This is a genomic window from Saccharopolyspora halophila, from assembly GCF_039531955.1.
GTDB lineage: Bacteria > Actinomycetota > Actinomycetes > Mycobacteriales > Pseudonocardiaceae > Saccharopolyspora > Saccharopolyspora halophila.
In genome coordinates, this window is record NZ_BAAARA010000001.1 from 509,222 (window position 1) to 532,162 (window position 22,941).

At 69.7% G+C, this 22,941-nt stretch carries 22 protein-coding genes; 16 read left to right on the forward strand and 6 right to left on the reverse strand.

Features of this window, described 5'->3' with window-relative positions; genetic code table 11:
* Positions 1 to 84: 84 nt before the first annotated feature.
* Both ABD289_RS02480 and ABD289_RS02485 read left to right on the forward strand, forming a co-directional pair.
* Positions 85 to 882, forward strand: coding sequence for a TIGR02569 family protein (locus tag ABD289_RS02480; protein WP_344125986.1), 798 nt, complete (start codon positions 85 to 87; stop codon positions 880 to 882).
* A 52-nt stretch (positions 883 to 934) separates the two neighbouring features.
* The gene (locus ABD289_RS02485) at positions 935 to 1,753 is read left to right on the forward strand and encodes a uroporphyrinogen-III synthase (RefSeq protein WP_344125988.1); all 819 of its coding nucleotides are present in this window, start codon (positions 935 to 937) and stop codon (positions 1,751 to 1,753) included.
* Positions 1,754 to 1,850: 97 nt separating this feature from the next.
* On the opposite strand, the gene ABD289_RS02490 is transcribed toward ABD289_RS02485, so the two are convergent.
* Positions 1,851 to 2,138: an MGMT family protein gene (locus ABD289_RS02490; RefSeq protein WP_344125990.1), complete on the reverse strand. Its 288-nt coding sequence runs from the start codon at positions 2,136 to 2,138 to the stop codon at positions 1,851 to 1,853.
* Between the two features lie 79 nt (positions 2,139 to 2,217).
* Complete coding sequence (locus ABD289_RS02495; protein WP_344125992.1) at positions 2,218 to 3,207, reverse strand: chitinase; 990 nt, start codon at positions 3,205 to 3,207, stop codon at positions 2,218 to 2,220.
* A 215-nt stretch (positions 3,208 to 3,422) separates the two neighbouring features.
* Here ABD289_RS02495 and ABD289_RS02500 point away from each other — a divergent pair, with 215 nt between their 5' ends.
* The 3 genes from ABD289_RS02500 to ABD289_RS02510 all read left to right on the forward strand — a co-directional run bounded on the left by ABD289_RS02500 (position 3,423) and on the right by ABD289_RS02510 (position 10,595).
* Entirely contained in the window at positions 3,423 to 6,590 is a 3,168-nt protein-coding gene (locus ABD289_RS02500) for an ATP-dependent helicase (RefSeq protein WP_344125994.1), read from the forward strand.
* A complete protein-coding gene (locus ABD289_RS02505) occupies positions 6,587 to 9,826 on the forward strand; it encodes an ATP-dependent helicase (RefSeq protein ID WP_344125996.1) in 3,240 nt (1,079 codons plus the stop codon). The genes ABD289_RS02500 and ABD289_RS02505 overlap by 4 nt, the downstream gene beginning before the upstream one ends.
* A 163-nt stretch (positions 9,827 to 9,989) precedes the next feature.
* Positions 9,990 to 10,595, forward strand: a complete 606-nt coding sequence (locus tag ABD289_RS02510) for a hypothetical protein (protein WP_344125998.1) — start codon at positions 9,990 to 9,992, stop codon at positions 10,593 to 10,595.
* Positions 10,596 to 11,025: 430 nt separating this feature from the next.
* Here ABD289_RS02510 and ABD289_RS02515 read toward each other — a convergent pair whose 3' ends face one another.
* A complete protein-coding gene (locus tag ABD289_RS02515) occupies positions 11,026 to 11,550 on the reverse strand; it encodes a hypothetical protein (RefSeq protein WP_344126000.1) in 525 nt (174 codons plus the stop codon).
* Between the two features lie 129 nt (positions 11,551 to 11,679).
* Between ABD289_RS02515 and ABD289_RS02520 the strand changes: the two genes are divergently transcribed.
* Together ABD289_RS02520 and ABD289_RS02525 are read left to right on the forward strand one after the other, a co-directional pair.
* Complete coding sequence (locus ABD289_RS02520) at positions 11,680 to 12,750, forward strand: potassium channel family protein (RefSeq protein WP_344126188.1); 1,071 nt, start codon at positions 11,680 to 11,682, stop codon at positions 12,748 to 12,750.
* 90 nt (positions 12,751 to 12,840) lie between these two features.
* Complete coding sequence (locus ABD289_RS02525) at positions 12,841 to 13,242, forward strand: hypothetical protein (protein WP_344126002.1); 402 nt, start codon at positions 12,841 to 12,843, stop codon at positions 13,240 to 13,242.
* Between the two features lie 141 nt (positions 13,243 to 13,383).
* Here ABD289_RS02525 and ABD289_RS02530 read toward each other — a convergent pair whose 3' ends face one another.
* Positions 13,384 to 14,571 (reverse strand): neutral zinc metallopeptidase, encoded by a 1,188-nt coding sequence (locus ABD289_RS02530; protein WP_344126004.1) that lies wholly within the window; start codon positions 14,569 to 14,571, stop codon positions 13,384 to 13,386.
* A 378-nt stretch (positions 14,572 to 14,949) separates the two neighbouring features.
* On the opposite strand from ABD289_RS02530, the gene ABD289_RS02535 reads away from it, so the two are divergent.
* From ABD289_RS02535 to ABD289_RS02550, 4 genes are all read left to right on the forward strand, one after another.
* A complete protein-coding gene (locus ABD289_RS02535; RefSeq protein WP_344126007.1) occupies positions 14,950 to 15,372 on the forward strand; it encodes a YbaB/EbfC family nucleoid-associated protein in 423 nt (140 codons plus the stop codon).
* 7 nt (positions 15,373 to 15,379) lie between these two features.
* The gene (locus ABD289_RS02540; RefSeq protein WP_344126009.1) at positions 15,380 to 17,017 is read left to right on the forward strand and encodes a WXG100 family type VII secretion target; all 1,638 of its coding nucleotides are present in this window, start codon (positions 15,380 to 15,382) and stop codon (positions 17,015 to 17,017) included.
* 130 nt (positions 17,018 to 17,147) lie between these two features.
* A complete protein-coding gene (locus tag ABD289_RS02545) occupies positions 17,148 to 17,735 on the forward strand; it encodes a hypothetical protein (protein WP_344126011.1) in 588 nt (195 codons plus the stop codon).
* Positions 17,728 to 18,420, forward strand: a complete 693-nt coding sequence (locus tag ABD289_RS02550; RefSeq protein WP_344126013.1) for a hypothetical protein — start codon at positions 17,728 to 17,730, stop codon at positions 18,418 to 18,420. Before ABD289_RS02545 ends, ABD289_RS02550 begins: the two co-directional genes overlap by 8 nt.
* A 31-nt stretch (positions 18,421 to 18,451) precedes the next feature.
* Here ABD289_RS02550 and ABD289_RS02555 read toward each other — a convergent pair whose 3' ends face one another.
* Positions 18,452 to 18,892: a hypothetical protein gene (locus ABD289_RS02555; RefSeq protein WP_344126015.1), complete on the reverse strand. Its 441-nt coding sequence runs from the start codon at positions 18,890 to 18,892 to the stop codon at positions 18,452 to 18,454.
* Between the two features lie 89 nt (positions 18,893 to 18,981).
* The gene (locus ABD289_RS02560) at positions 18,982 to 19,248 is read right to left on the reverse strand and encodes a hypothetical protein (protein WP_344126017.1); all 267 of its coding nucleotides are present in this window, start codon (positions 19,246 to 19,248) and stop codon (positions 18,982 to 18,984) included.
* Between the two features lie 153 nt (positions 19,249 to 19,401).
* On the opposite strand from ABD289_RS02560, the gene ABD289_RS02565 reads away from it, so the two are divergent.
* The 5 genes from ABD289_RS02565 (at position 19,402) to ABD289_RS02585 (ending at position 22,852) form a co-directional block, all read left to right on the forward strand.
* A complete protein-coding gene (locus ABD289_RS02565) occupies positions 19,402 to 20,238 on the forward strand; it encodes a helix-turn-helix domain-containing protein (protein ID WP_344126019.1) in 837 nt (278 codons plus the stop codon).
* A complete protein-coding gene (locus tag ABD289_RS02570) occupies positions 20,235 to 20,429 on the forward strand; it encodes a DUF397 domain-containing protein (RefSeq protein ID WP_344126021.1) in 195 nt (64 codons plus the stop codon). Before ABD289_RS02565 ends, ABD289_RS02570 begins: the two co-directional genes overlap by 4 nt.
* 113 nt (positions 20,430 to 20,542) lie before the next feature.
* Positions 20,543 to 20,953, forward strand: coding sequence for a hypothetical protein (locus ABD289_RS02575; RefSeq protein ID WP_344126023.1), 411 nt, complete (start codon positions 20,543 to 20,545; stop codon positions 20,951 to 20,953).
* The gene (locus tag ABD289_RS02580) at positions 20,950 to 21,486 is read left to right on the forward strand and encodes a DUF3558 family protein (protein WP_344126025.1); all 537 of its coding nucleotides are present in this window, start codon (positions 20,950 to 20,952) and stop codon (positions 21,484 to 21,486) included. The genes ABD289_RS02575 and ABD289_RS02580 overlap by 4 nt, the downstream gene beginning before the upstream one ends.
* A gap of 13 nt (positions 21,487 to 21,499) precedes the next feature.
* Positions 21,500 to 22,852, forward strand: a complete 1,353-nt coding sequence (locus ABD289_RS02585; RefSeq protein ID WP_344126027.1) for a PPE domain-containing protein — start codon at positions 21,500 to 21,502, stop codon at positions 22,850 to 22,852.
* The last annotated feature ends 89 nt before the right edge of the window (positions 22,853 to 22,941 follow it).

The window sequence follows — 22,941 nt, forward strand, 5'->3', positions numbered from 1 at the left end:
ACCGGCGCACCGCTTTCGCGCTTTTCGAGCACGCCTCGGAGCGTCGGGTGCTCAACCGCCGATCTTCGATGTAGCGTCTGCCACGTGAGTACTACGCCGGAGCCGCCACCGCCGCACGTGCGCGCGGCATTCGGTGCGCGCGTCGAAGAAGCCGAAGCACTCGAGGGCGCGGTCGCCTGGCGCTGCGGCGAGATCGTGCTGAAGCCGGCTTCCAACACCGCCGAGGCGGCTTGGGTCGCGCAGACCCTGGACGTCCTGGAACCCGACGAGGTGCGGGTGTCGCGGCCGGTGCGGTCGACCGACGGCCGCTGGGTTGTCTCCGGGTGGTCGGCGAGCCGGGACATCCCCGGCCAGGCGGAGCCGCGGCACGACGACGTGGTGGCCATGTCGCTGCGGTTGCACACCGCGAGCCGGTACCTCGCCAAGCCCCGGTTCCTCAACGCCCGGCAGGACATCTACGCGCTGGCCGACCGGATGGCCTGGGGCGAGGAGGAGTACGCGCTGCCGCAGGACAAGGGCGGCAGGCTCTACGACGTGCTGGCGGGCTCGCGGCGGAACGTCCGGCTGCAGCCGCAGGTGGTGCACGGCGACCTGTTCGGCAACGTGCTGTTCAAGGCCGACGAGGCGCCCGGGATCATCGACTTCAACCCGTACTGGCGGCCCGCCGAGTGGGCCGCCGCCGTGGTGGTCGTGGACTCGCTGGCCTGGGGAGGTGCGGATCCGGCGATCGTGGAGCGCTGGTCGCACCTGACGGATTGGCCGCAGGCGCTGCTGCGCGCGCTGCTGTTCCGGCTCGCGGTGCACGCGCTGCACCCGCGCTCGTCCACCCAGACGCTGACCGGGTTGGAGCGCTCCTCGCAGATGGTGCTCGAAGTGCTCTGATCCGCGTCACGTCTCGGCCCGCTGCGACGCGCGGGTGTGTGAGCATGGGCCGGTGCAGGATGTGCTGACGGGCTACACGATCGGGATCACCGCGGAGCGCAAGGCCGAGGAGCTCGGCGATGTGCTCCGCAGACGTGGTGCGCGCGTGCTGTTCGGCGCGGCGATGCACACCGTTCCGCTGCCTGAGGACGGCGAGCTCGCGGAGGTCACCGAGCGGGTCCTGTCGGCTCCGGTGGACTACGCGATCGCGATCACCGGAATGGGTTTTCGCGGCTGGTTCGAGTCCGCCGAGCTCAACGGAGCGGGCGAGCGGTTGCGCGAGCACTTGAGTTCGGCGCACGTCGTGGCGCGCGGGGCGAAGGCCCGCGGCGCGGTGCGCGGGGCCGGCCTGCGCGATGCGTGGACCTCGCCCGAGGAGGAGTCGGCCGAGGTCCTGGAGTACCTGCTCGAGCACGATCTGGCCGGTAAGCGGATCGTGCTGCAGGTGCACGGTGATCCGATGCGCGCCTTCCGCGAGCGCCTGGCCGAGGCGGGTGCGGAGGTGGTCGCGGTGACGGTCTACCGCTGGACCGACCCGGTGGACCTTCCCGCGCTGGACCGGCTCATCGACGCGGTCATCGCGGGCGAGGTGGACGCGCTGCCGTTCACCAGCGCCCCGGCCGCCACCAACTTCCTGGCGCGCGCCGACGCCACCGGGCGTGCCGAGCCCCTCCGAAAGGTGCTGCGCGAGAAGGTCTTCATCGCCTGCGTGGGCCCGGTGACGGCGGCACCCATCGCTCGCGAAGGGCTCCCGCACGCAACCCCGGAACGCTCCCGCACAGCAGCCCTGGTCCGCCTGCTCGAGAACCACTTCACCGACGGCTCTGCCTGAAGACCGGTTCCGGTTCGCGGGCGGCGGCGGTGACAGTTTTGCCTAAAACTGTGAGGCCTCGGTGCCCGAGATGTCCGCACAGTTCTAGGCAAAACTGTCAGGTGGTCCAGCGGTGGGCGCGCATGTCGATCTTGGGGCCGTTGGCCAGGACGCCTTCGGCGCGCAGGGCCTCGAGCTGGCGTTCGCGCAGGTGCTCGGCGACCGTGCCGTTGGCGCGCAGGACCCGGTGCCAGGGCAGGTCCGCGGTGTCCTCGGACATGATCCGGCCGACGAGCCGGGGCGAGCTGACGCCGGCGCGCTTCGCCACATCGCCGTAGGACAGCACCTTGCCCGTGGGAATCGAGGCGACCACGTCGCGGACCCGTTCGAACATCTCCTCATCCACGGCTCGAACCTAATCCCGGGCTCGGACGAAGTCGAACGCCGCAACCCGCGATGGGCGCGGCGTTCGACATCGGCGGGTGTCAGCTCTCGAAACCGGCGACGATCTTGGTGAAGTCCCACGGCTGCTGGTCGATGCTGCTGCAGCTGGAGATGTCGCCGCCGTCGCACGGGCGGTCCCGGTTGACCGACCAGAAGGTGAAGCGGCCGAGGCCGTTCTGCTTCGCGTAGTCGGCCATCGTCTGGAACGCGGCCTGGTCGACCAGCTCGCCCTCGACGTCGGTGACGCCGTTCATCGAGGAGATGCCGGAGTGCGCGTAGGCCTCGGCGTCGCTGTAGCCGAAGGTGCTCTTGAGGGCTTCCTTGAGCCCTTCGGTGGCGTTGATGGTGTCCTGGGCCATGTCGCTGCCGTAGAAGTCGAACGGCATCTGGGTCCACACGTCGATGTCGGCGCCGATCGCGTTGGCCTTGGCGAACATGTCCTCGCCGTTGGCGTTGGGCCCGGTGGTCGTGGTCGGGAAGGTGACCACGGTCAGGATCCCGGGGTTGTTCTGCTTGACGATCTTGAGCGCTTCGATGACCTCGTCGCGGGAGGCCTTGGTGTTGAACTCGTCGGCCTCGATGTCGATGTCGATGGCCTTGAGCTGGTAGGCGTCGATCACCTTCTGGTAGGCGCCCGCCAGCGCCTGCGCGTCGGCGCACGGGGTGCTCAGCTTGGTGCCGGAGTACCCGCCGATGGAGGGCACCACGTCACCGCCAGCGGCGCGGATCTCGTCGATGGTGGCGGCGTCCTGGCCGTTCAGCGGTCGCCTGCCGTCCCACGCGGGATTGCAGCCACCGTCGGAGTTGATGAACGCCAGGGTGAAGCTGCTGATCCCGGTGGCGTTCATGACTTCGGTCGGCGAGGGCGGGTCGCCCCAGCCGTTGTAGAGGTAGGGCGAGGCCGCGACCGGGCTCTGGGCCTTCGGGGCGACGTCTTCGGGGGCTGCCGCGCTGAGCGCCTGCGGTGCGCCGAGGGCCAGCGCACCGGCGGCGACCGCGGTGGCGAGCAGGCTCTTGCGGATCTTGCTCACGCTTTCCTCCTTGCGGTTTGCGTCGCGTTTTCGGGGACGCGAATTCGCAGGTCACGGGCGGGGGCGGCCCGCGGTGGAAAGCAATTTGCCAGAGCCCGAAATTGGTTTGCACCACCAAAAGTCGCAGCGCTTTCCCAGTTCCTTCCCGGAGAACTGCGGCACACCCGGCCAGGCCTTTCGGGATCTTGACGGGTCTTCGTGGTTCCATCGGACTCGTGCCGACTCCGACCGCTCCTGTTCTCGTGCGCCACACCGAGTCCGCTCGGCCCAGCACGACCTGGGACGACGCCGGTCGGCGCGCGCTGGAGCACTCCTTCGGCTTCCTGCGCGTGCTGGGCGGTCCTGGCACCGGCAAGTCCACGCTGACCGCCGAGCTGGCCGCCGACCGGATCCGAAACCGCGGTGTGTCCCCGGAGAACGTGCTGGTGCTGACCGCCAGCAGGCGCGCCGCGGCGTGGATGCGCACCGAGATCACCCGGTTGCTCACCGGATCCGAAGGGCTGCGCACCTCTCCGGAACCGCTGGTGCGCACGGTGCACTCCTACGCCTTCGCGGTGCTGCGGCTGCAGGCGGTTCGCGACGAGCTGCCCCCGCCGCAGCTGCTGGCGGGCCCGGACCAGGACGCTCTCGTCCGCGAACTGCTCGAGGGCGACCTGGACCTCGGCGCGCCGGACTGGCCGGAGAACCTGCAGCCGGCGGTGAGCGTTCCGGGCTTCGCCGAGGAGCTGCGGGATCTGCTGCTGCGCGCCACCGAGCGCGGGGTCGGCCACGAGCGGCTGATCGAGCTGGGCCGGGAGCACGGCAGGCCCGAGTGGGTCGCGGCCGGTCGCTTCGCCCAGCAGTACGAGCAGGTCACGCTGTTGCGCGGGGCGGGCGGTTCGCAGGCTCCCGCGGTCGACGCCGCCGAGCTGATCGCCACCGCGCTGCTCGCCTTCGAGACCGATCCCGGCCTGCTCGCCGCCGAGCAGGACCGGGTGCGCTACGTGCTGCTCGACGACGCCCAGCACCTGGACCCGTTGCAGCACCGCCTGGTCGGCAAGCTCGCGGACACCGCCACCGAGTTCGTGATGACCGGAGATCCGGACCAGGCGATCTACACCTTCCGCGGCGCCGACCCGCGCGGTTTCCTGGACGCCGACCCGGACGGCAGCGACACGGCGGTGCTGACCGTCGATCACCGCATGTCCAAGCCGGTTCGCGAGGCCGTGCAGCGGCTCGCGGGCAGGCTTCCCGGTCACGGCCCGCAGCGCAGGCTCGTCGAGCCGGATGCGGGGCCGGACGGCTCGGTGCAGGTCCGGCTGCTGGCCACCGAGGCCCAGGAGGCCTCCTGGGCCGCCGACCAGCTGCGCCGCGCGTACCTGCTCGAGGAGATCCCATGGTCGCGGATGGCCGTGGTGGTGCGCTCCACCGGTCGCTCGCTGCCGGTGCTGCGCCGCGCGCTGCTCGCTGCCGGTATCCCGATCACGCTGCCGTCCGACGACCAGCCCCTCGCGGCCCGCACCGCGGTCCGCCCGCTGCTGACCCTGCTGCGCTGCGCGGTGCGCCCGGACCAGCTCGACGGCACGGCGGCCGAGGAGCTGCTCAACTCCCAGCTCGGTGGCGCGGACCCGCTCGCGCTGCGCCGCCTCAAGCGCGGTCTGCTGCGCCTGGACCAGGCCACCGGCGGCGGCCGCGCCAGCAGCGAGCTGCTGGTCGAGGTGCTGCGCAGCGGTGACAAGCTCGCCGCGCTCGAGGACTCGGCCGCCGAACCGGCTCGCCGCATCGCGAAGCTGCTCGACCTGGCCCGGGAGTCGGTGGAGAAGGGCCAGTCCGTCGAGGAGACCCTCTGGCGCGTCTGGAAGGCCTCCGGGCTGGAGAAGCGCTGGGTCACCCAGTCCGAGCGCCACGGCGTCGCGGGCATGCAGGCCGACCGCAACCTGGACGCGATCGTCGCGCTGTTCGACGCCGCCGCCAACTACGTGGACAAGAATCCCGGCAACGACGCCTTCGGCTTCGTCAGCGAACTCGAGGGCCAGCAGATCGCGGGTTCCTCGCTGGCCCCGACCGCGCCCCGGGACAACGCGGTGCAGATCCTCACCGCGCACGCCGCGGCCGGCCAGGAGTGGGACGTAGTCGCGATTCCCGGTGTGCAGGAGGGCACTTGGCCGGACCTGCGGCTGCGCGGCTCGCTGCTCGGGGTGGAGCGACTGGTCGACGTGCTGTCCGGGATGTCGGCCGAGCGGGTCTCGGCGACCGCTCCGCTGCTGGCCGAGGAACGTCGCCTGCTGCTGGTCGCCGCCAGCCGCGCCCGGCGCAACCTGCTGGTCAGCGCGGTCCGCGGCGAGGACGAGCAGCCGTCGCGGTTCCTCGACGAGCTCGACGGCGTGGAGAGCGACCCGGACTCCGCCGAGCGCCCGGTCGAGCGGCCGGAGCGCGGCCTGACGCTGGCCGATCTGGTCGGCGAGCTGCGCCAGGTGGTCTGCGATCCGCAGGAGGACCCGGAGCGCAAGCAGCGCGCGGCCAACCAGCTCGCGCGGCTGGCCGCCGACGGGGTTCCCGGCGCCGATCCGGATTCCTGGTACGGGTTGCCCGAAAGCTCCTCGGACGCACCGCTGGTCACCGCCGACGAACCGGTGCGCGTGTCACCGTCCACCGTGGACATCCTGGCGAAGTGCCCGCTGCGCTGGCTGATCGAGCGCAACGGTGGCCAGGACACCGCCGAACTCGCCGCCGTCACGGGCACTCTCGTGCACGCGCTGGTGCAGGCCGCCGCCGACGGGGCCGACACCGCGACGTTGCACGCCGAGCTGGACAAGGCATGGGAGCAGGTCGACGCGGGCGCTCCGTGGTTCTCGCGCAAGGAGCGCAAGCGCGTCGAGGGGATGCTCGGCGCGTTCGTCAACTGGCTGGTGCAGTCCCGCGCCGAGCTCACCCAGCTCGGCGTCGAGAAGGATCTCGACATCGAGGTCCCCGGTCGCGAGGGAGGTCCCTGGTTGCGGTTGCGCGGCCGGGTGGACCGGCTGGAGGGCGATGCCGACGGGCGCCCGGTGGTCGTCGACGTCAAGACCGCGAAGGCCCCGGTCAGCAAGAACGAGGCGGCCGAGCACCCGCAGCTGGCGGTCTACCAGCTCGCCGCCGCGCTGGGCGCTTTCGGCGAGGAGGGCGAAGCCGGCGGTGCGCGGCTGCTCTACGTGGCCAAGTCCGACCGCTCGGGCGCGGCCACCGAGCGCGCGCAGGAGCCCTTCGACGAGGAGCGGTTCAAGGTGTGGCTCGACGTGGTGCACCAGGCGGCTGCGGACAGCCTCGGCCCGGTCTACGCCGCGCAGGAGAACTCGGACTGCTCGCGCTGCCCGGCCCGGACCAGCTGCCCGGTGCACTCGGCAGGTAGGCAGGTGCCGCAGTGATCACTCCGCAGCGGATCGCCCAGGCGCTGGGCCTGCACTCGCCCACGCCCGAGCAGACCGAGGTCATCGCCGCGACCCCGGAACCGGCGCTGGTCGTGGCCGGTGCGGGCGCGGGCAAGACCGAGACGATGGCCGCGCGCGTGGTGTGGCTGGTGGCCAACCAGATCGTCACCCCGGAGCGGGTGCTGGGCCTGACCTTCACCCGCAAGGCCGCCCGCCAGCTCTCCGACCGCGTCCGCGCGCGCCTGCGCAGGCTCGCGGGATCCGGTCTGCTCGACGAGGTCGATCCGTCCGGGCAGCTGCGCTCCACGGTGCTCACCGAGGAACCCACGGTGCTGACCTATCACGCCTACGCGGGCCGCATCGTCGGCGAGCACGGTCTGCGGGTGCCGGTCGAGCCCGGCGCGCGGCTGCTCAGCCAGACCGCGTCCTGGCAGCTCGCGCACCGCGTGGTCTCCAGCTGGACCGAGGACCTGGACACCGACAAGGTTCCCGCGACGGTGACCGCCTACGTGCTCGCCCTGGCCGGTGAGCTCGCCGAGCACCTCGTCGACCCCGCCGATCTGCGCGCGCACGCCGAGAAGCTCTGCGAGGCGATCGAGAACGCTCCCCGCGCCAAGGGGCAGCGCGCGAACCTCCCGCAGGACATGGTCAAGGTCGTTGCCGCGCAACGGCTCCGCACCGCGCTGCTGCCGCTGGTCGACGAGTACGCCCGGCGCAAGCGGCGCGAGGGCGCGATGGACTTCGCCGACCAGATGTCGCTGGCGGCGACGCTGGCCGCCGGGCACCGCGAGGTCGTCGAGGGCGAGCGGGCCCGCTACGGCGCGATCCTGCTGGACGAGTACCAGGACACCGGCCACGCCCAGCGCGTGCTGCTGCGCTCGCTGTTCGGGCAGGGCGAGCCGCTGCCGGTCACCGCGGTCGGCGATCCCGCCCAAGCCATCTACGGCTGGCGCGGCGCCAGCGCGGCCAACCTGCCCAGGTTCACCACCGACTTCCCGCGCACCGAGGTCGACCACCCGGTGCCCGCGTCCCGCTACGGGCTGCTGACCAGCTTCCGGAACCCGCCCGAGGTGCTCGACCTGGCCAACGCGGTGTCCGAACCGCTGCGCCGCGTCGGCCTGGAGGTCGAGGAGCTGCGCGCCCGCGACGGCGCCGACGACGGCGACATCCGCCTGACGCTGACCGAACACGTTCGCGCGGAACGGGAATGGGTCGCCGACCAGGTAACCGCGCAGTGGCAGGCCGCCATCGACGAGACCGGCAGGCCCCCGACGGCCGCCGTGCTGGTGCGCAGGCGCGCCGACATGGCCGACATCGCGGCCGCGCTGCGCGAGCGCGGCCTGCCGGTCGAGGTCGTCGGTCTCGGTGGCCTGCTGGACGAACCCGAGGTCCGCGACCTCGTCTCCGCCCTGCGCCTGCTCGTCGACCCGCTCGCGGGCACCGCGGCCGCGCGGCTGCTCACCGGCGCGCGCTGGCGCATCGGCGCCGCCGACCTCGCCGCGCTGTGGCAGCGCGCCCGTGAGCTCGGCGCCCAGTTCTACGGCGATCCGGACTCGGAGGACCCGGCGGCGGTCGTGCAGGCCGCTCTGCCGGGGGAGAGCGCCGAGCAGGCCGGGCTGGCCGACGCCCTGGACGACCCGGGCGGTCCGGAACGCTATTCCGCGGACGGCTATCAGCGGATCCGCAAGCTCGGCGGGGAACTCGCCGGGCTGCGCCGCCGCCTCGACCAGCCGCTGCCGGAGCTGGTCGCCGATGTCGAGCGCACCCTGCTGCTGGACATCGAGAGCCTGGCCCGCCCGGTCGGTGCCGGTCGCATCCACCTCGACGCCTTCGCCGACGTGGTCACCTCGTTCACCACGGCCAGCCCGTCGGCCACGCTCCCGTCGCTGCTGGACTACCTCTCGGCCGCCGAGCGCGCCGAGGACGGTCTCGAGCCCGGCGAGGTGGAGGTCGCCGAGGACCGCGTCCAGATCCTGACCGTGCACGCGGCCAAGGGGCTGGAGTGGCAGGTCGTGGCGGTTCCGCACCTGGTCGCCGACGTCTTCCCCGGCAAGCGCAAGTCCTCCTCCTGGCTGCGCTCGGTGACCTCGCTGCCCGCCGAGCTGCGCGGTGACGCCCCGGACCTGCCCAAGCTCGACCTCGGACGGCTGCCGGGCATGGACCGCAAGGAGATCGGCGAGGAACTCGGCCTGCACGAGGAGGAGTTCGAGGCCCGCAGGCTGGCCGAGGAACGCCGCCTGTTCTACGTCGCGGTGACCCGCTCCGAGCGCACCCTGCTGCTGTCCGGGCACTGGTGGGGCGAGAACGGCGACAAGCCCAAGGGTCCGTCGGACTTCCTCACCGAGGTCGCCGAGGTGGCCCACCGCGACGGCGCCGGTGTGATCGACGAGTGGACCCCGTCGCCGGACGAGGACGCCACCAACCCGCTCGCCGAGGACGTCCGCAGCGCGCAGTGGCCGGTCGATCCGCTCGGTCCCCGCCGCCAGGCCGTCGCCGCGGGTGCCGATCTGGTGCGCGCCGCGATGGCGAACCCGCCGCAGCCGGACGAGAACGACCCGGACGGCTGGTCCCGCGATGTCGACGTGCTGCTGGCCGAGCGCGCCGCCGCGGCGCAGCGCCGCGAGCAGGTCCGGCTGCCCGAACACCTGTCGGTGAGCCAGCTGGTCGAACTTGCCGGGGACACCGATGGGCTCGCCCGCAGGCTGCGTCGCCCGCTGCCGTTCCCGCCGAACCCGATGACCAGGCGCGGCACGGCCTTCCACGCCTGGTTGGAGCACCGGTTCACGTCCTCGGCGCTGTTGGACTTCGACGACCTGCCCGGTGCCGCGGACGAATCCGCCCCGGTGCACGCGGACCTCGCCGAGCTGCAGGAGGCGTTCCTGAAGGGCTCCTGGGCCGATCGCACCCCGCACCGCGTGGAGGTCCCGTTCGAGACGCAGGTCGAGGGCATCGTGCTGCGCGGCCGGATGGACGCGGTCTTCGCCGACGAGGACGGCGGCTGGACGGTCGTGGACTGGAAGACCGGTTCGGTTCCCGGCGGTGACCAGATCCCGTCCCTGTCGGTGCAGCTCGCGGCCTACCGCATCGCCTGGGCGGAGTTGTCCGGAACGCCGTTGGAGCGGGTCCGGGCGGCTTTCCACTACGTGCGCGACGATTACACCCTGCGCCCGGCGGACCTGCGCGACGGCGATGGACTGCGCGAGCTCATCACGGCGGTGCCGAAGCCCGAATGACGCTTGGCCCGCCGTTGCGGCGCTGGAACGGCCCGATCGGCGGCCGCGGGCCCAATGACCGGCGGTTTCAACGGAAATCGCGCGCGCGGTGCTTCGGCGAAGGTTTACACGTTCGAGTGGCGGAGCTTGAGTCCGGCGTGCGTGGCGACCGAGTATGCCCACGATGAACACCGACTGGAAGCTCAGCACACCACCGGAATCCCCGGTGCGCGTGGACACCGAGGTCTTGGCCATGCGCGCTCCGCTGGTGCGGGTCCACCGCGACGAGGAGGGCACCTGGTCGTTCGACGGCCCGGAGACGCCGAAGCAGGCGAAGCAGACCAAGATGCAGGCCGTCATCGGGGCGTGGCCGCACGTGGCCGCTCTCGACGACCTCGACGCGGGAGGCGCGGCGGTCTGGTCCTGGCGGCAGCACGGCTGGGCGAGCGAGTTCGAGTGCGAATGCGGCAGTTGCGAACAACCGGTCGCAGGCGACATCGACCGCAAGAGCTGGCCCGCCGAGCTGCAGCCGCACACCATCATCAGCGTCGAGCAGACCGCTCTGTCCGGCCAGCGCCCGCTCACCGACATCATCCGCACCGAGGGCGGCACGGCCATGCTCGGCCCGGGTGACCACCGCCGCACCGTCGACCTGATGACGCCGGTGGCCATGGCCAACGTCATCCGCCGCTGGCCGCACACCATGCAGGCGCTGAAGATGCTCGCCGAAGGCCGGGGAATGCGCTGGAACCCAGAAGCCCTCAACTGGCACGAGTACGTGCTGGCGTAGGGGAACTCTTGGTGTGGGATTTGCGTGGCGGTGCCGGGAGCGGAACCTCAGACGCCGTCGGGCTGCGGGATCCGCGACTTGAGTAGCCACCTACGCGGCGCTGCGGCTGTCCTCGCCCGACGACGTCTGAGAACCCGCGGCGGTGCGGGCTGAGTCCCACACTTGAGACGGCGGCTGCCGCCGCATACCGCGAGGGCCCCTTAGGGGATATTTCGGTTTTGGATCTTTGCGTGGCTGCGGGATCTGCTCCTTGAGCAGCGGCCTGCGCGGCGTCGCGGCTGTCCTCGCCGCACGACGCGTCAGAACCCGCGGCGGTGCCGACTGAGTCCCACACTCGGAACAGCGGCTGCCGCCGCATGCCGCGAGGGCGCTCGGAACCTGCGTTGAGGTCGCCTTTGCGCGGTGGTGCGGGTGGTGGGCCGAGCAGGGCTCAGGCGTTCTCCGGCTCGGGTTCCAGCAGCCGCGAGTACAGGACCTCCAGCAGCCAGCGGCCGAAGGTGGAGGAGCCGAACTCGGCCGCCCGATCCTCCGGTGCGATGACGAGTTCGGCATCGCCCCGCGAGCTGGTGCGCACGGCACCCGCGCCGTAGTAGTCGAGTTCCAGCATGGACAGCACGTCGTTGGTGCCGGTCGAGGGCAGCACGGCCGCGCAGGGCGCGAGGGTCAGCAGCATTCCGCAGGCCTGCAGGGCCTTGCTGGGCCTGTTCACCGGAACCAGCGTGCCGAGCAGGTCGACCGCCGCGACGGGGAGCTGGTCGTGGTGCTCGGGCTCGGACCAGGTCTTGAACCAGGCCGGGTCGAGCTCCGGCGCCCACCCGTTGTGCATCCGCCACCGGTGCACGTTGGGCCGGATGCGGGCGACCGCGGTGAACCGGGTGCCGAGCACTTCGACATCCTGCACTAATCGTCCGTCCCAGCCCAGGACCTGGGCTGCGTGGCGTAGCCGCTGCTGCACCGCTGCATGGTAGAACGCCGGACGCCGGTTTCGGGATGGGGACCTGCCGGATTCACCCGCGAATTCGGTGGTGGACGCGGAGGCGTTACTGTTGCGCGCCGTGAGTGACCGAGTCGGGGAGTGCGGGTGATGAAGCGGGGCTTCAAGCGGTCGATCGGCGGCGGCGCCGAGAACGAACTCAGCGATCTGCCCGACCACACGCTGGCCGGCGTGATCCGGATGCCGGGCTCCACGATCAGCCCGGTTCGCTCGATCCTCCGCCGCATCGTCTACGCGCTGACCGCGCTGGCCACCACGGTGCTCATCGTCTACGTCGGCCGCGACGGCTACACCGACTCCGATGGCATGGGTGAGATCACCGTCCTCGACGCCGTGTACTACGCGACGGTGTCGCTGTCCACGACCGGCTACGGTGACATCGCGCCGGTCACCCAGACCGCCCGGCTGGTGAACATCCTGGTCGTCACCCCGCTGCGGGTGCTGTTCCTGATCGTGCTGGTCGGCACCACCCTGGAGGTGCTCACCGAGCGGTCCCGGCAGGCTTACAAGATCCAACGCTGGAGGTCCAAGGTGCGCGACCACGTGGTCGTCATCGGTTACGGAACGAAGGGCCGTTCGGCGGTCACCTCGCTGCTCGGCGAGGGCGCGGACCCGGGGCGCATCGTGGTGGTCGACACCGAGCGCGCGGCCCTGGAGTCGGCATCAGCGCAGGGCCTGGTCACGGTCAACGGTTCGGGCACCCGCTCGGACGTGCTGCGGGTCGCGGGCGTCCCGCGCGCCAGCGCGATCGTGATCTGCCCGGAACGCGACGACACGGCCGTGCTGGTGACCCTCACGGCTCGCGAACTGGCCCCGAAGGCGCGTGTGGTGGCCGCGGTCCGGGAAGCCGAGAACGTGCACCTGCTGCGCCAGTCCGGCGCCGATTCGGTGGTGGTCTCCAGCGACACCGCGGGCCGCCTGCTGGGGATGGCGACGTCCACGCCGTCGGTGGTGGAGATGTTCGAGGACCTGCTCTCGCCGGAGGCGGGCCTGGCGATCTCCGAGCGCGACGTGGATCCCTCGGAGGTCGGCGGCTCGCCGCGGCACCTGCCGGACATGGTGCTCGGACTGGTGCGCGGGGGGACTCTGCACCGGGTCGACGCTCCGGAGGCGGACGCGATCGAGGCGGGCGACCGGTTGCTGTACGTGCGCAAGACGTAGCGGCCGGTTTCGTGATCCGCCTGTGTCACCGCGCAGTGTGCCGAGGCTGGCACTATCTGTGGGGTGGGAAGCACGCGAGGTGTGGCCTCGGTGGCGTCGATCCTGCTCGTTCTGGGCGTTCTCGGCGTTGTGGTGGCCGGTGTGACGGTCTGGCCGCTCGTGGCGGCAGCCGACGAACAGTCGAAACTGCGCCCGGCGACGGCGACCGTGGTCGAACAGCGTCCGTGCGGCCGGCAGACCAAGGGCGATCGGATCGAGGTTCAGATCGGCGGGAAGACTCGCACCGGCACGTTCAACGGCTGCGGGCACCTCGAGGGCCATGAGCTCGAGGTGATGATCCCGGCCGGTGCCTCCGACGGTTTCGTGGCGATTCCGGCGGACTCGGCCGGAACGGAACTGGAGGACCTGGTGCTGCGCGCGAACCTGGTGCTGGCCACGCTCGCCGCGGTCGCCGGCGGCGGCTACGGCATCCTCCTGGGCGGCAAGCGCTAGGAGTCGGAGGTCCAGAGCTCGTCGAGGGCGCGCCTCCCGCTGACACCCGGCTCAGGGCACTGGCAGTTCTGCCGAAAACTGTCCGGGCACGGCATCCACAGTTTTAGGCAAAACTGTCACCCTCAGCCGGTGAGGGGCGGGTCAGTCGACGTGCTCGTCGGCGGAGAGCCAGGTGTTGCACTGGACCACGCGGTTCTTGGTGAAGCCCTGGTCGACCCAGGAGGCGTTGGTCTCGGTGCTGCCGTGGTCGCGGACGTCGCCGTGCTCGTCGCCGCGCGCGGAGGAGTCGGTCAGCGCGGGGAAGATCAGCTCGTTGCTGACGCCGCCGTTCTGCAGCGCGGCCAGCGACATGCCCTCGAAGCAGGTCGCCTGCAGCTCCGAGCGCCGGGTCAGTTCCAGTCCTTCGGGGCTTTCCCAGCCCGCCCGGTTGATCGCGTCGCCGTAGGCGGTGTTGATCCCGGCCAGGGCCTGGATGGCGTGGCCGAACTCGTGCGCGAACTGCCCGAGGTAGACGCCGCCGCGGGTGCGGTTCTCCACCTGCGAGTAGTACCGCGCGGTCATGTAGATGGTGTGGTCGTCGGGGCAGTACAGCGCGGTCTGGTTCCAGCGCCGCACACCGCAGGGAGTGTCGGTGTCCTGACCGATGGTGACAACGCGCGGGGTTTCGGTCGGCAGGTTCGCCTCCCGCAGCGCCGGCGCCCACGCCTTCATCAGGCACGGGATGATCGCCTGGTAGAAGCGGTCCTGCGAGGCCACGTCGGTGCCGAAGTCCGGGATGCTGCACGGGGTGCTCATCGCCCCGTTGCCCTCGATGTTGATCGGGTTGTTGCCCAGCGCCGTCACCGGGTGCGCGTCGGATTCGGCGGATTCGGTCGTGGGGCTCGTGCTGCTCGTGGTCGTCTCGGAGCTGCTGGGGCCGGAGGCTTCGCTCGACGCGGTGGGAGCGATGTCGTTGCCCGCCAGCGGGCGGCCCGAGGCGCTGTCGTGGGACCCAGTGGCGGCCACGGTCACCACGCCCCCGGCCACCAGCGTGACGCCTGCCAGCACCAGCGCGACGACGAGTCCGGCGCGCGAGCGCTTGCGCTGCGGCGGCACGGGAACCGGCGCGAACCCCCACGGTTGCTGCTGGGGCGGATGCTGCGGCGACAGCTGCTGGTGTTGCTGGTGCTGCTGCTGGGGTGGTGGGCCGTAGGGCGGCGGTGGCGGTCCTTGCTGCGGCCCGTACCCGGGCGGTAATCCCTGCGGTACCCACTGCGGCGAGGGCTGTTGCGGTGTCTGCTGGTGCGGTGGCCAAGGCCGTTCCCAGGGGTGCTGCGGTGGTTGAGTCACGCGTCGAACCCCGCTAACTGCCTGCTGTGGACGGACATCCTGACCTCGAACTTCCTTGGGGCCACCTCGCTTGCCCGGCAGAGCTTAAACTCGCGCGCTCCCGTCCCGCCCCAGATTTGACGAATGGAGCACACCCGTTGCTCCGTGCGTGCCAAACGATTTCACGGAAAGTGCAGCAGTGGTAGCGATTCGTGCTGACGCGGCCCTGTCCTGTGTCGCCGGCAACTCGCAGCGTCGCGGGCAACTCGCGACGCGATGCCGACCGATCGGGTCAACCAGGCATTTCCGGACGTAAGGGGTGGATTTTCGAATCGGTCCGCCCGCGTCCTCCGTGATCGTTAGCCTCGCGTCGGAATCTGGCCGAACTCAGCTGGGGGGATGTTGATGGACGCCTCGGAGCGCATCCAGGAGATGATGCGCCGGTTCGAAGAGCAGGCGCAGCAGGCGGGGCAGCTCAAGGACAAGATGCAGGAGGTCCGCGGCCGGGCCAGCAGCGACGACGGTTCGGTGTCGGTCGAGGTCGCTCCTTCCGGTGCGGTCGTGGATCTGCGGTTGTCCCCGGAGGCCATGCGCCAGTCGCACTCGGCGCTGCAGCAGGCCATCCTCGGCGCGATCCGCGCGGCGACGCAGAACGCGGCCCAGCAGATGGACGAGGTGGTCGATCCCGCGTTGGGCGAGCGCGCCGAGCAGTTCAAGGAGGCGTTCAACGCCCATTCCCGGCCTCCGCAGGACGAAGCCCCCGCCGGTCGGTCGTCCGGCGGCGATGACGAGGACTTCTCCCACGGCTCCTACCTGAGGTGAGGCGCAGATGGAGATGAAGGTCGCGCCGGAGGCGCTCGCGGCGCACAGCACGGGTTCGGAGGGCGTCGCCGAACACCTCCAGCAGCTCTCCCAGCTGCTCGAACAGGCGCGGGTCAGCGACGACTGCTTCGGGCCGATCGGTGAGTTCCTGGCGTTCACCTACTTCGACTCGCTCGAGGAATGCCGCGACCTGGCCAACCGAGCTGGCGGTTTCATGCGGCACATCTCCGAGGCGGTCCAGGAGTCGGCGAAGCACTACCGGGAGACCGACCAGGGCCAGGCCGACCAGCTCGGCGGCATCGACCTCGCCGGCCTTTCCGGCGCGGGAGGCGGTCCGGGCTCGCTGGCGGCGGTCAACGGCGCGGGCTCGCAGAAGGGCTTCATGGCCCAGACCGCGGGTTATGGCATGTCGTCGGTCTCGGCCTCGCAGGGCCTTGCCAAGGCCTCCAGCCCGCCGGACGTCGCGATCGCGACGGTCAACGCCCGGATGGAGCAGCTCGAGCTGGTCACCAGCCCCGGCCAGTCGTTCGTCGACAACGGTCTCGGATTCCTGGTCTCGCTGGTGATCAGCCCGCTGGTGGAGTTCGTCCTCGAACCGGCCATCGGCGACCCGGAGCAGATGCGCAGCACCGGCAAGGGCTGGGAACAGGTCGCCGACTGGCTGGAGAAGCTGGGCGAGCACGAACAGCAGCGCGCCGAGGCGACCCGCCCGGTCTGGGAGGGGCGGGCGGGCGACGCCTTCCGCGAGCAGATGGGCGAATTCACCGAGGGAACCTCGGCTTTCGCCAGCGACGTGCGGGACCTCAAGCAGACCCTGGACCTGGCAGCGGACATCTTCGACACCTTCGTCGAGACCTGCATCGACATCATCCAGGAACTGGTCATCGGCCTGATCATCGAATGGATCGCCGCCCTGGCTGCGTCCTGGATCACGGCAGGCGCCTCGGTGGCGACGGCGCAGGGAGCGACCGCCGCCCAAGCGGCGATCACCGGCACACGACTGGGTACGAAGGTCGCTGAGCTCGTGCACAAGCTGAGGCCACTGGTCACGAAGCTGGAAGATCTCCTCCAGAAGCTTCGGACGAGCCACTTGAGCAAGCTCGTGGACAAGATGAACGAATTGCGCGACGGGAATATGGCCCAGCAGTGGGTCGCACGCCAAGTGGACGCGAACCCCTTGGCGAAGACGCTTACCCGTGGCGGTGGTCACGACATCAAGAAGGCCGAGGAAGCAGTCGAGGCCGCGCAGAAGCGTGTGGACCTCGGAGAAGCGGGTGCGGCGGAAAGGCTGCGGAACGCGCAGCGAGACCTCGCTGACGTGCAGGCAGACCCTTCTTACGCCACGACTACGGGCAACAGGTACGCGCAGCAGGTTAGGGACGGCTGGAGTGGTGACCTCGAAGCCGAGCCTGGGGAGAGCGCCGTCGGGGAGCAGGCCTTGGCGGCCAACCTCACGCAGGCCGGTTTGGGGCAGCTCGGACTCAGCGGTGAGCACCGCTGGCAGGATGCGGTCATTCACCAGGGCAGTGCGAACGTACTGCACGAGGGTGTCGAGCAGGGCGTCAAGTACGGGTATGACGAGGCCGCCGACCCATCGACGGAGGAAGAGCGTCGAGCAGCTGAAGAGCGCGGTTTCGGGGTCTGAGGGGAGTTGAATCGTGACGGTCTCTCAACGACTCGGGCCTTCGCTGGCTGCTCGTCGCTGGTGGTGCTTGTCTGATGAACCGATCTTGTGGGCTGTTTGGCAGCGAGGCAGGACCTTTCGCGTTCGTGGCTTGGACGAGCGCGGGTACCGGGAAAAATCCTTTGGTAAGAAGCTCGGGCGCGCGGCCTTTTCGGTCGGTGACGCGGCCCTGGCCACGGTTGCGACGGCTGCCTTCGGCGGTGGTGACCGGGGAGGCATTCCCAAGCGCGCGGATGATGTCACGATCATCGGCCCGGAGCCGGATGGTCGGGCGGTCCGGCTGGAGCGCACGCCCTATCCCGATGATCATGCCGGGGTCGAACACCTCTGGGTGCTGACCCCCGACCGCTTGGGGGTTCTTCTCCCGCCGCAGCGTGCGAAGGCCCCGCAGACGGGCTGGGGCGATTTCGGGCGATCCCTGGTCGGCAAGACGGTCGAGGAGTTCGGCGAGAACGATCCGGGTGAGCCGATGGGGAACCGAGAGCTCCGGCCCTGGGTTGAGATCAAGGCGAGTGAGATCGCGGACTTCGGTGTGGTTGGCCCGCAGCGCAGTTCGGAGAAGTGGCGGCATTGCGCGCTGCAGTTGGCGGACGGGTCCGGGTTCGTGCTCAACGGCAAGACGCCCGCTGACGCGCAGCACATGGTCGAGGCGATGCGGAGGGGATGGGGTCGTGGCTGATCGCAGCGGGACCGACGAGCACGTCCTGCGGTTCAAGCAGGAGCCGATCCTCAAGGAGCAGTGGGCTCGTGAGGACGAGCGGTTGTTGTGGTTCGACCTCCCGTCGCAGGGCTACGTCGCGTCGGTGATCGGCGGGCAGTCGCGGATTCCGCACGTGGCGTTGAACGAGGTTCGCGGGTCGCTGGTGGACGCGCCGGAATGGCCGTTGCCGAGCGAGCAGCTCGTCAACGGCCGGTTCCTGGGCGAGGAGTGGGCCGACGACCCGTCGATCATGTGGTGGGTGTTCGCCGCCGGCCCGAGCGAGGACGCGGTGCTGCTCGGCGATCACCTGGTGCAGGTGCCGGACGAGGCGTTCCTGGTCATGACCACGCAGCGATTCGCAGTGGTGGTCAAGGGAAAGCACCTCGCCGACGAGGAGCAGGCGTCCGGGGGTGGGTTGTTCGGCCGGGCCAAGGCCGTTGCCGCTCAGGTGCAGCGCGTTGCGGAGAGCGTCAAGAGCGACAACGGCCCGGTCTCCTACGCGGAGGTCCCGGTGGAGCGGATCGCCCGGGTGGAGGCGGTGGACCTGGGGTGCGGCATTCCCCGGGCCACGTTCATCCGGCTGGAGTTCACGGACGGCTCCGCCCTGCTCGCCCGCGTCCCGCGCGGGTTCGCCGAAGCGCACGCCGAGCACTTCGCGTCCTGAGCGATCCGCGACCGCCCCGCCGCAACGGTTCTCACCACGCGTGCGCGAGCGCTCGCGCGCGGTCGTCGCGCCGGGCTCGCTCGGTGCGCATGGCGCGCGTGGTCGCGGGCAGCCACCAGAGCACGCCGAGCGGAATCGCGACGGCCAGCTGGACGAGGCTGCCGATGTTCCCGTTCAGCAGCGTGATGGTGCCGTTGCCCAGGTAGAACAGGCAGCAAGTCGTGACCAGGACGCGGCCGGTGCGGCTGCCGCGCATCGCTTCCAGGCCGCCTCCGGCACCGAGGAGCAGGGTCAGCACGGCCGCGGTGAGCACCAGCGCGCCGAAGAGCGCGCGGCCTTGCTGGAATCCGCCCATCACGGCGATCACGATCTGCAGGAAGGCGCCGATCAGCGAGATCAGGCAGGTCGCGATCGCGAGGACGAGCAGGGGCACGCTGGTGCGCGCGTAGTTGGTCGATGTCGTTTCGGTCATGCGGTTCCTCTCGTGGATTTGCGCGATGTTTCTCGGTAGGTCTTCCGGGAAGTGCATTCCCGCGAGTTCCGCGCGAGAGCTGTTCGGATTCAGAAGTCCCAGACGTGCCCGCGGTGTCCGCGGTCGGCGACGATCAGTTCGCACTCCGCGCACTGCTCGGTGTACTTCGCGGTGACTGGCACCTGCCCGAATGGCGTGGCGGACGGGATGAGCAGCCACATCTCGCAGAGCGCGGGAACCCACGCGCCGGTATATACCGAACCGGGAAGCGCGAACATCGCGTGCCGCACGCGAAACCCGGCGCCGACGATCCAGAACACATCGGTGCTCTCGCGCCGAAACACGTCGAAAACCATCCCATCGAGTCCTTTTCTGCCAGTGGACGTAGATCTCGGATGGCGCCGGAAGCTAGCGTTGTTTCATCGCTTCATCCATTCCGAATCTGATTCGCCGGAACTGAAACGAGCTGAAACGCGAAACAGCTGGATCGGAAACCCTGGGGGTAGGGGATGTTTCAAGGCCGCCGTGTGTTTCAAGTCGGCCTCGGAGCCGAGCTGCGGAGGCTCCGCGAACTCAACAGGTTTTCCACCCGATCGGTGGCATCCAAGCTGGGCACGAGCCCGGCTTGGGTGAGCCGCAACGAGACCGGAGCCCGCAAGCCCACCGCGGGCGAGGTCAAGGAACTCTGCGTGCTCTTCGGCGTGACCGGCGCGCAGAAGGACAAGCTCGTCGCCAAGGCCTGCGACGGAAGCGACACCGTCGAACTACCGGCGGACGAGTTCGCCGACCAGCTGGCGAACGTCATGACCCTGGAGCGCGAAGCCTCGAGGATCACCGACTTCGGGAACTCGCTTGTGCCAGGCCTTCTGCAGACACCTAGTTATGCCCGCGCGGTCTTTTCCACGCGTGGGCGCACTGTCAGTGAGGTGGAGCAGTGCGTCTCAACTCGGGTTGGCCGTCAGTGCTTGTTGTCAAGGCCTAACGGCCCGGAGTTGGTCTTCCTCCTCGACGAACTGGCGCTTCGACGGCTGATCGGTGGTGCCCGGATTATGCGCGCACAGCTTAGGCACATCATCGACTGTGCTGAGCTTCCAATGGTGCTGGTTAACGTCATTCCTGTGGACGCTGGCGCCCATGCCGGGATCCAAGGGCCGTTCGCGGTCTATGAGTTCGGATCCCTAGGAACGTACGTCTATCTGGAGAACCGGAAGGGCGGGATTTTCCTTACCAAGCCTGAAGAAGCTTGCGAGTATCTTGATGTGTGCGAGCAGCTACGAGGCCAGGCGTTGGACGTTGCGGGCTCGGCAGAGCTGATCGAGTCGATCGCGAAGGGGCTTGACCGATGAACGACTCCATCTGGCGCAAGAGCAGTCGCAGTGACCAGGTCAACTGTATCGAGGTATCCCTGAGGCCAGGGGAAACAGCGGTGCGTGACTCGAAAGATCCGAAGAGTAGCCACTTAGTCATTGGTAGTTCTTCCTGGGGCAGCTTCCTGGGCTGCCTCAAAGCGGGCCGATTCGACCGTGACCTGGACTGAACGGGTGATCCAGATCAAATTGCCCGATCTGAGCGGAACCACTCCGCGACGGCCTGCGTCCACGCTAGAGTTACCCCGTCTGGTGGGGGATCGCAGGTGCCGGAGGGTCTGAGATGACAAGCGCAGAGGGCGGCTTCGCCGCGATGAAAGAGGGCTTGAAGGCCGTCAGCGGTCAGACTGCGTGGATGAACTCGCAGGTCAGCGCGGGCAAGCTTGCTCTCGACCCGGACGTAGCCGAGAAGGCCGCGAGCCGTTGCGAGGAGGAGGCCAGATCCTTAAGCGACCTTCTCGGGGAAGCACGTGCGGTTACGCGTGTTCAAGGCTTGGGTGACTACCCGGATGGAAAGCAGCTCGCGAAGCGATTCGAGGACAAGGCGGGCGATTCCAATGCTGGGGTGCTGACGCTCATCCGTGACATGCAGGAAGAGCTTCAGAAGCAAGCGGAGGCATTCCGGGGCGCTGCCAAGGATTACCGGGCGATTGACGAACAGCACGCCGACGACATTAGGCGAGGTATGCAGTGAAGACGGTTTCTCGAGCGCTGACCGCAGCGGCCGCCGGCGTGGCGCTGTTCGGCTTGTCTGCGTGCTCGGGCGGTGGCGCGGGCGACACCACGACCGGTGAGCCGACCACAGAGCCACAGGCCAAGGCCATCGAGAGCTTTGACCCGTGCACCTTTTTTGAATCTGATGAGCTCACTTCGTTCGGGGTTTCCACCCAGAGTCAGGACTTCTCGCCTGTCAGTTTCGAGCCCGGCTGCAAGTGGGATGGCGAAAAGCTCGACATCTCGCTGCAGAAGAATGCCGAAGAGACCGTCGACTCGTACGAATCGAGTGGTAGCTGGGACAGCTATCACAAGACGACCATCGCTGGCCGCCAGGGAGCGGTGGCGTTGGAAACCGGAGCTACCGATGTCGGCTCATGCACTGTCCTCGTCGATGCGGGTGGTGGCGTCGCGATCTACATGCTTGACGGAATGATGCGGGATTCCGTCGCCGATCCGTGCGGTGAGCTCGAAAAGATCGCTAACCAGACCGCCTCTAGACTGCCGAAGTAACTCTGGGGGAGTTATGGGCCTCTTCGAAAACATCTACAACTCCGGTGCTGAAGTCTTCGGCTACGACAGCACGGCGGACACCGCGCGCAAGGAGCAGCTGGCCCAGGCCAAGCAGGTTGCCCAGCAGCAGCAGTCGCAGTTGGCTGCGGACAACCGCGGGTTGCAGGTCGGCCAGTACGACTCTCCGGCGATCAGCCAGTGCGTCAACTGGGGTGGTTTCGGCCATTCCGAGATCTACAAGACGAACCAGGAGTCGATCGACCAGGGCCGAGTCGGAGAGGTCGCCCAGGCGTGGATAAAGCTGGCCGGAAAGCTGCGCGAGCGCGGTCAGAACTACTCCAAGGATCTCGGCGAGATCGTTCGTGGTGGTTGGCAGGGCGAGGCCGCCGACAAGGCGGCCGAGGTCGGCAAGCCCGCTTCGGAGTGGATGGTGCAGAGCGCCGATGCTTTCGAGGCGACCGGTAACAACCTGAACGCAGCTGGTGACGCCGCGGGCAAGTCGAAGCAGATGGTGCCCAAGCCGGAGGGCTTCAGCTGGGGTCAGACCGCTGCCAACGCGATCCCGTTCGGGCTCTCCGGGGCCGGTATGGACGCGGTCAACCAGATGGAGCAGCAGGAAGAGGCCGAGAAGGCCGCGCAGGGGACGATGGGTCGCGTCTACAGCCCGACCCTGACGCAGGTCGACGGGCAGATGCCGCAGTACACCAAGCCGGACGGCAACACCGCGCATCCGCCCGCGGTTCCGCCGCAGGACGGCACCAACTGGGGCTCGGGCATGCCTTCCGGGGCCGGGACCGGTTCCGGGGCGGGAGTCGGGTCCGGTGGGACCGCGCAGGGCATCGGCAACGTCGGCTCCGGGGTTCCCGGAAGTGGGATTCCCGGTGGTTCGCCGTCGCCGTCGCAGACCGACAGCGCTTGGGCGTCCAATCCGGCGGGTGCTGGTGCCGGTGTGCCCGGTGCCGGTGCCGGGACCGGAGCCGGAGCGCCCGGTGCGGGCGGTGGAGTCGGTGTGGCCGGTGGACTCGGGGCCGGTGGTGCGGCCGGAGCCGGTCGCGGAGCCGGAGCCGGTGGTGCGCGCGGGCTCGGAGCCGGTGGTGCCGGTGGGGCGCGCGGTGCCGGGATGGGTGCCGGCGGCCGGGCCAGTGCCGGTGGGCTCGGGTCGGGTGCCGGTGGTGCCGGCGCCGGAGCGGGAGCAGCCGGGCGCGGTGGTGCCGGTGGTCGCGGCATGATGGGTCCCGGGGCCGGTCGTGGCCAGGGGCAAGGCGGCGACGAGGAAGAGCACGAGCGCCCGTCCTGGCTCGAGGAGCAGGACGACGTGTGGATGAACGACATGCCCAAGACCGCGCCGCCGGTGCTGGGCGAGTAGATCCTGCGGATTGCGGTGGCGCCCTGGAGGAAACCGGGCGCCACCGCTGAATCCCCTCCCGTTTTCCCGGGAATTCGAATTCGCTCGAC

Excerpts from the sequence above, each read along its gene's own strand:
- ABD289_RS02535 (WP_344126007.1), top strand. The coding sequence starts at position 14,950 with ATGTTGATGGACGCCTCGGAGCGCATCCAGGAGATGATGCGCCGGTTC.
- ABD289_RS02585 (WP_344126027.1), top strand. The coding sequence starts at position 21,500 with ATGGGCCTCTTCGAAAACATCTACAACTCCGGTGCTGAAGTCTTCGGC.
- ABD289_RS02510 (WP_344125998.1), top strand. The coding sequence starts at position 9,990 with ATGAACACCGACTGGAAGCTCAGCACACCACCGGAATCCCCGGTGCGC.
- ABD289_RS02520 (WP_344126188.1), top strand. The coding sequence starts at position 11,680 with ATGAAGCGGGGCTTCAAGCGGTCGATCGGCGGCGGCGCCGAGAACGAA.
- ABD289_RS02575 (WP_344126023.1), top strand. The coding sequence starts at position 20,543 with ATGACAAGCGCAGAGGGCGGCTTCGCCGCGATGAAAGAGGGCTTGAAG.
- ABD289_RS02570 (WP_344126021.1), top strand. The coding sequence starts at position 20,235 with ATGAACGACTCCATCTGGCGCAAGAGCAGTCGCAGTGACCAGGTCAAC.
- ABD289_RS02555 (WP_344126015.1), bottom strand. The coding sequence starts at position 18,892 with ATGACCGAAACGACATCGACCAACTACGCGCGCACCAGCGTGCCCCTG.
- ABD289_RS02565 (WP_344126019.1), top strand. The coding sequence starts at position 19,402 with ATGTTTCAAGGCCGCCGTGTGTTTCAAGTCGGCCTCGGAGCCGAGCTG.
- ABD289_RS02540 (WP_344126009.1), top strand. The coding sequence starts at position 15,380 with ATGGAGATGAAGGTCGCGCCGGAGGCGCTCGCGGCGCACAGCACGGGT.
- ABD289_RS02560 (WP_344126017.1), bottom strand. The coding sequence starts at position 19,248 with ATGGTTTTCGACGTGTTTCGGCGCGAGAGCACCGATGTGTTCTGGATC.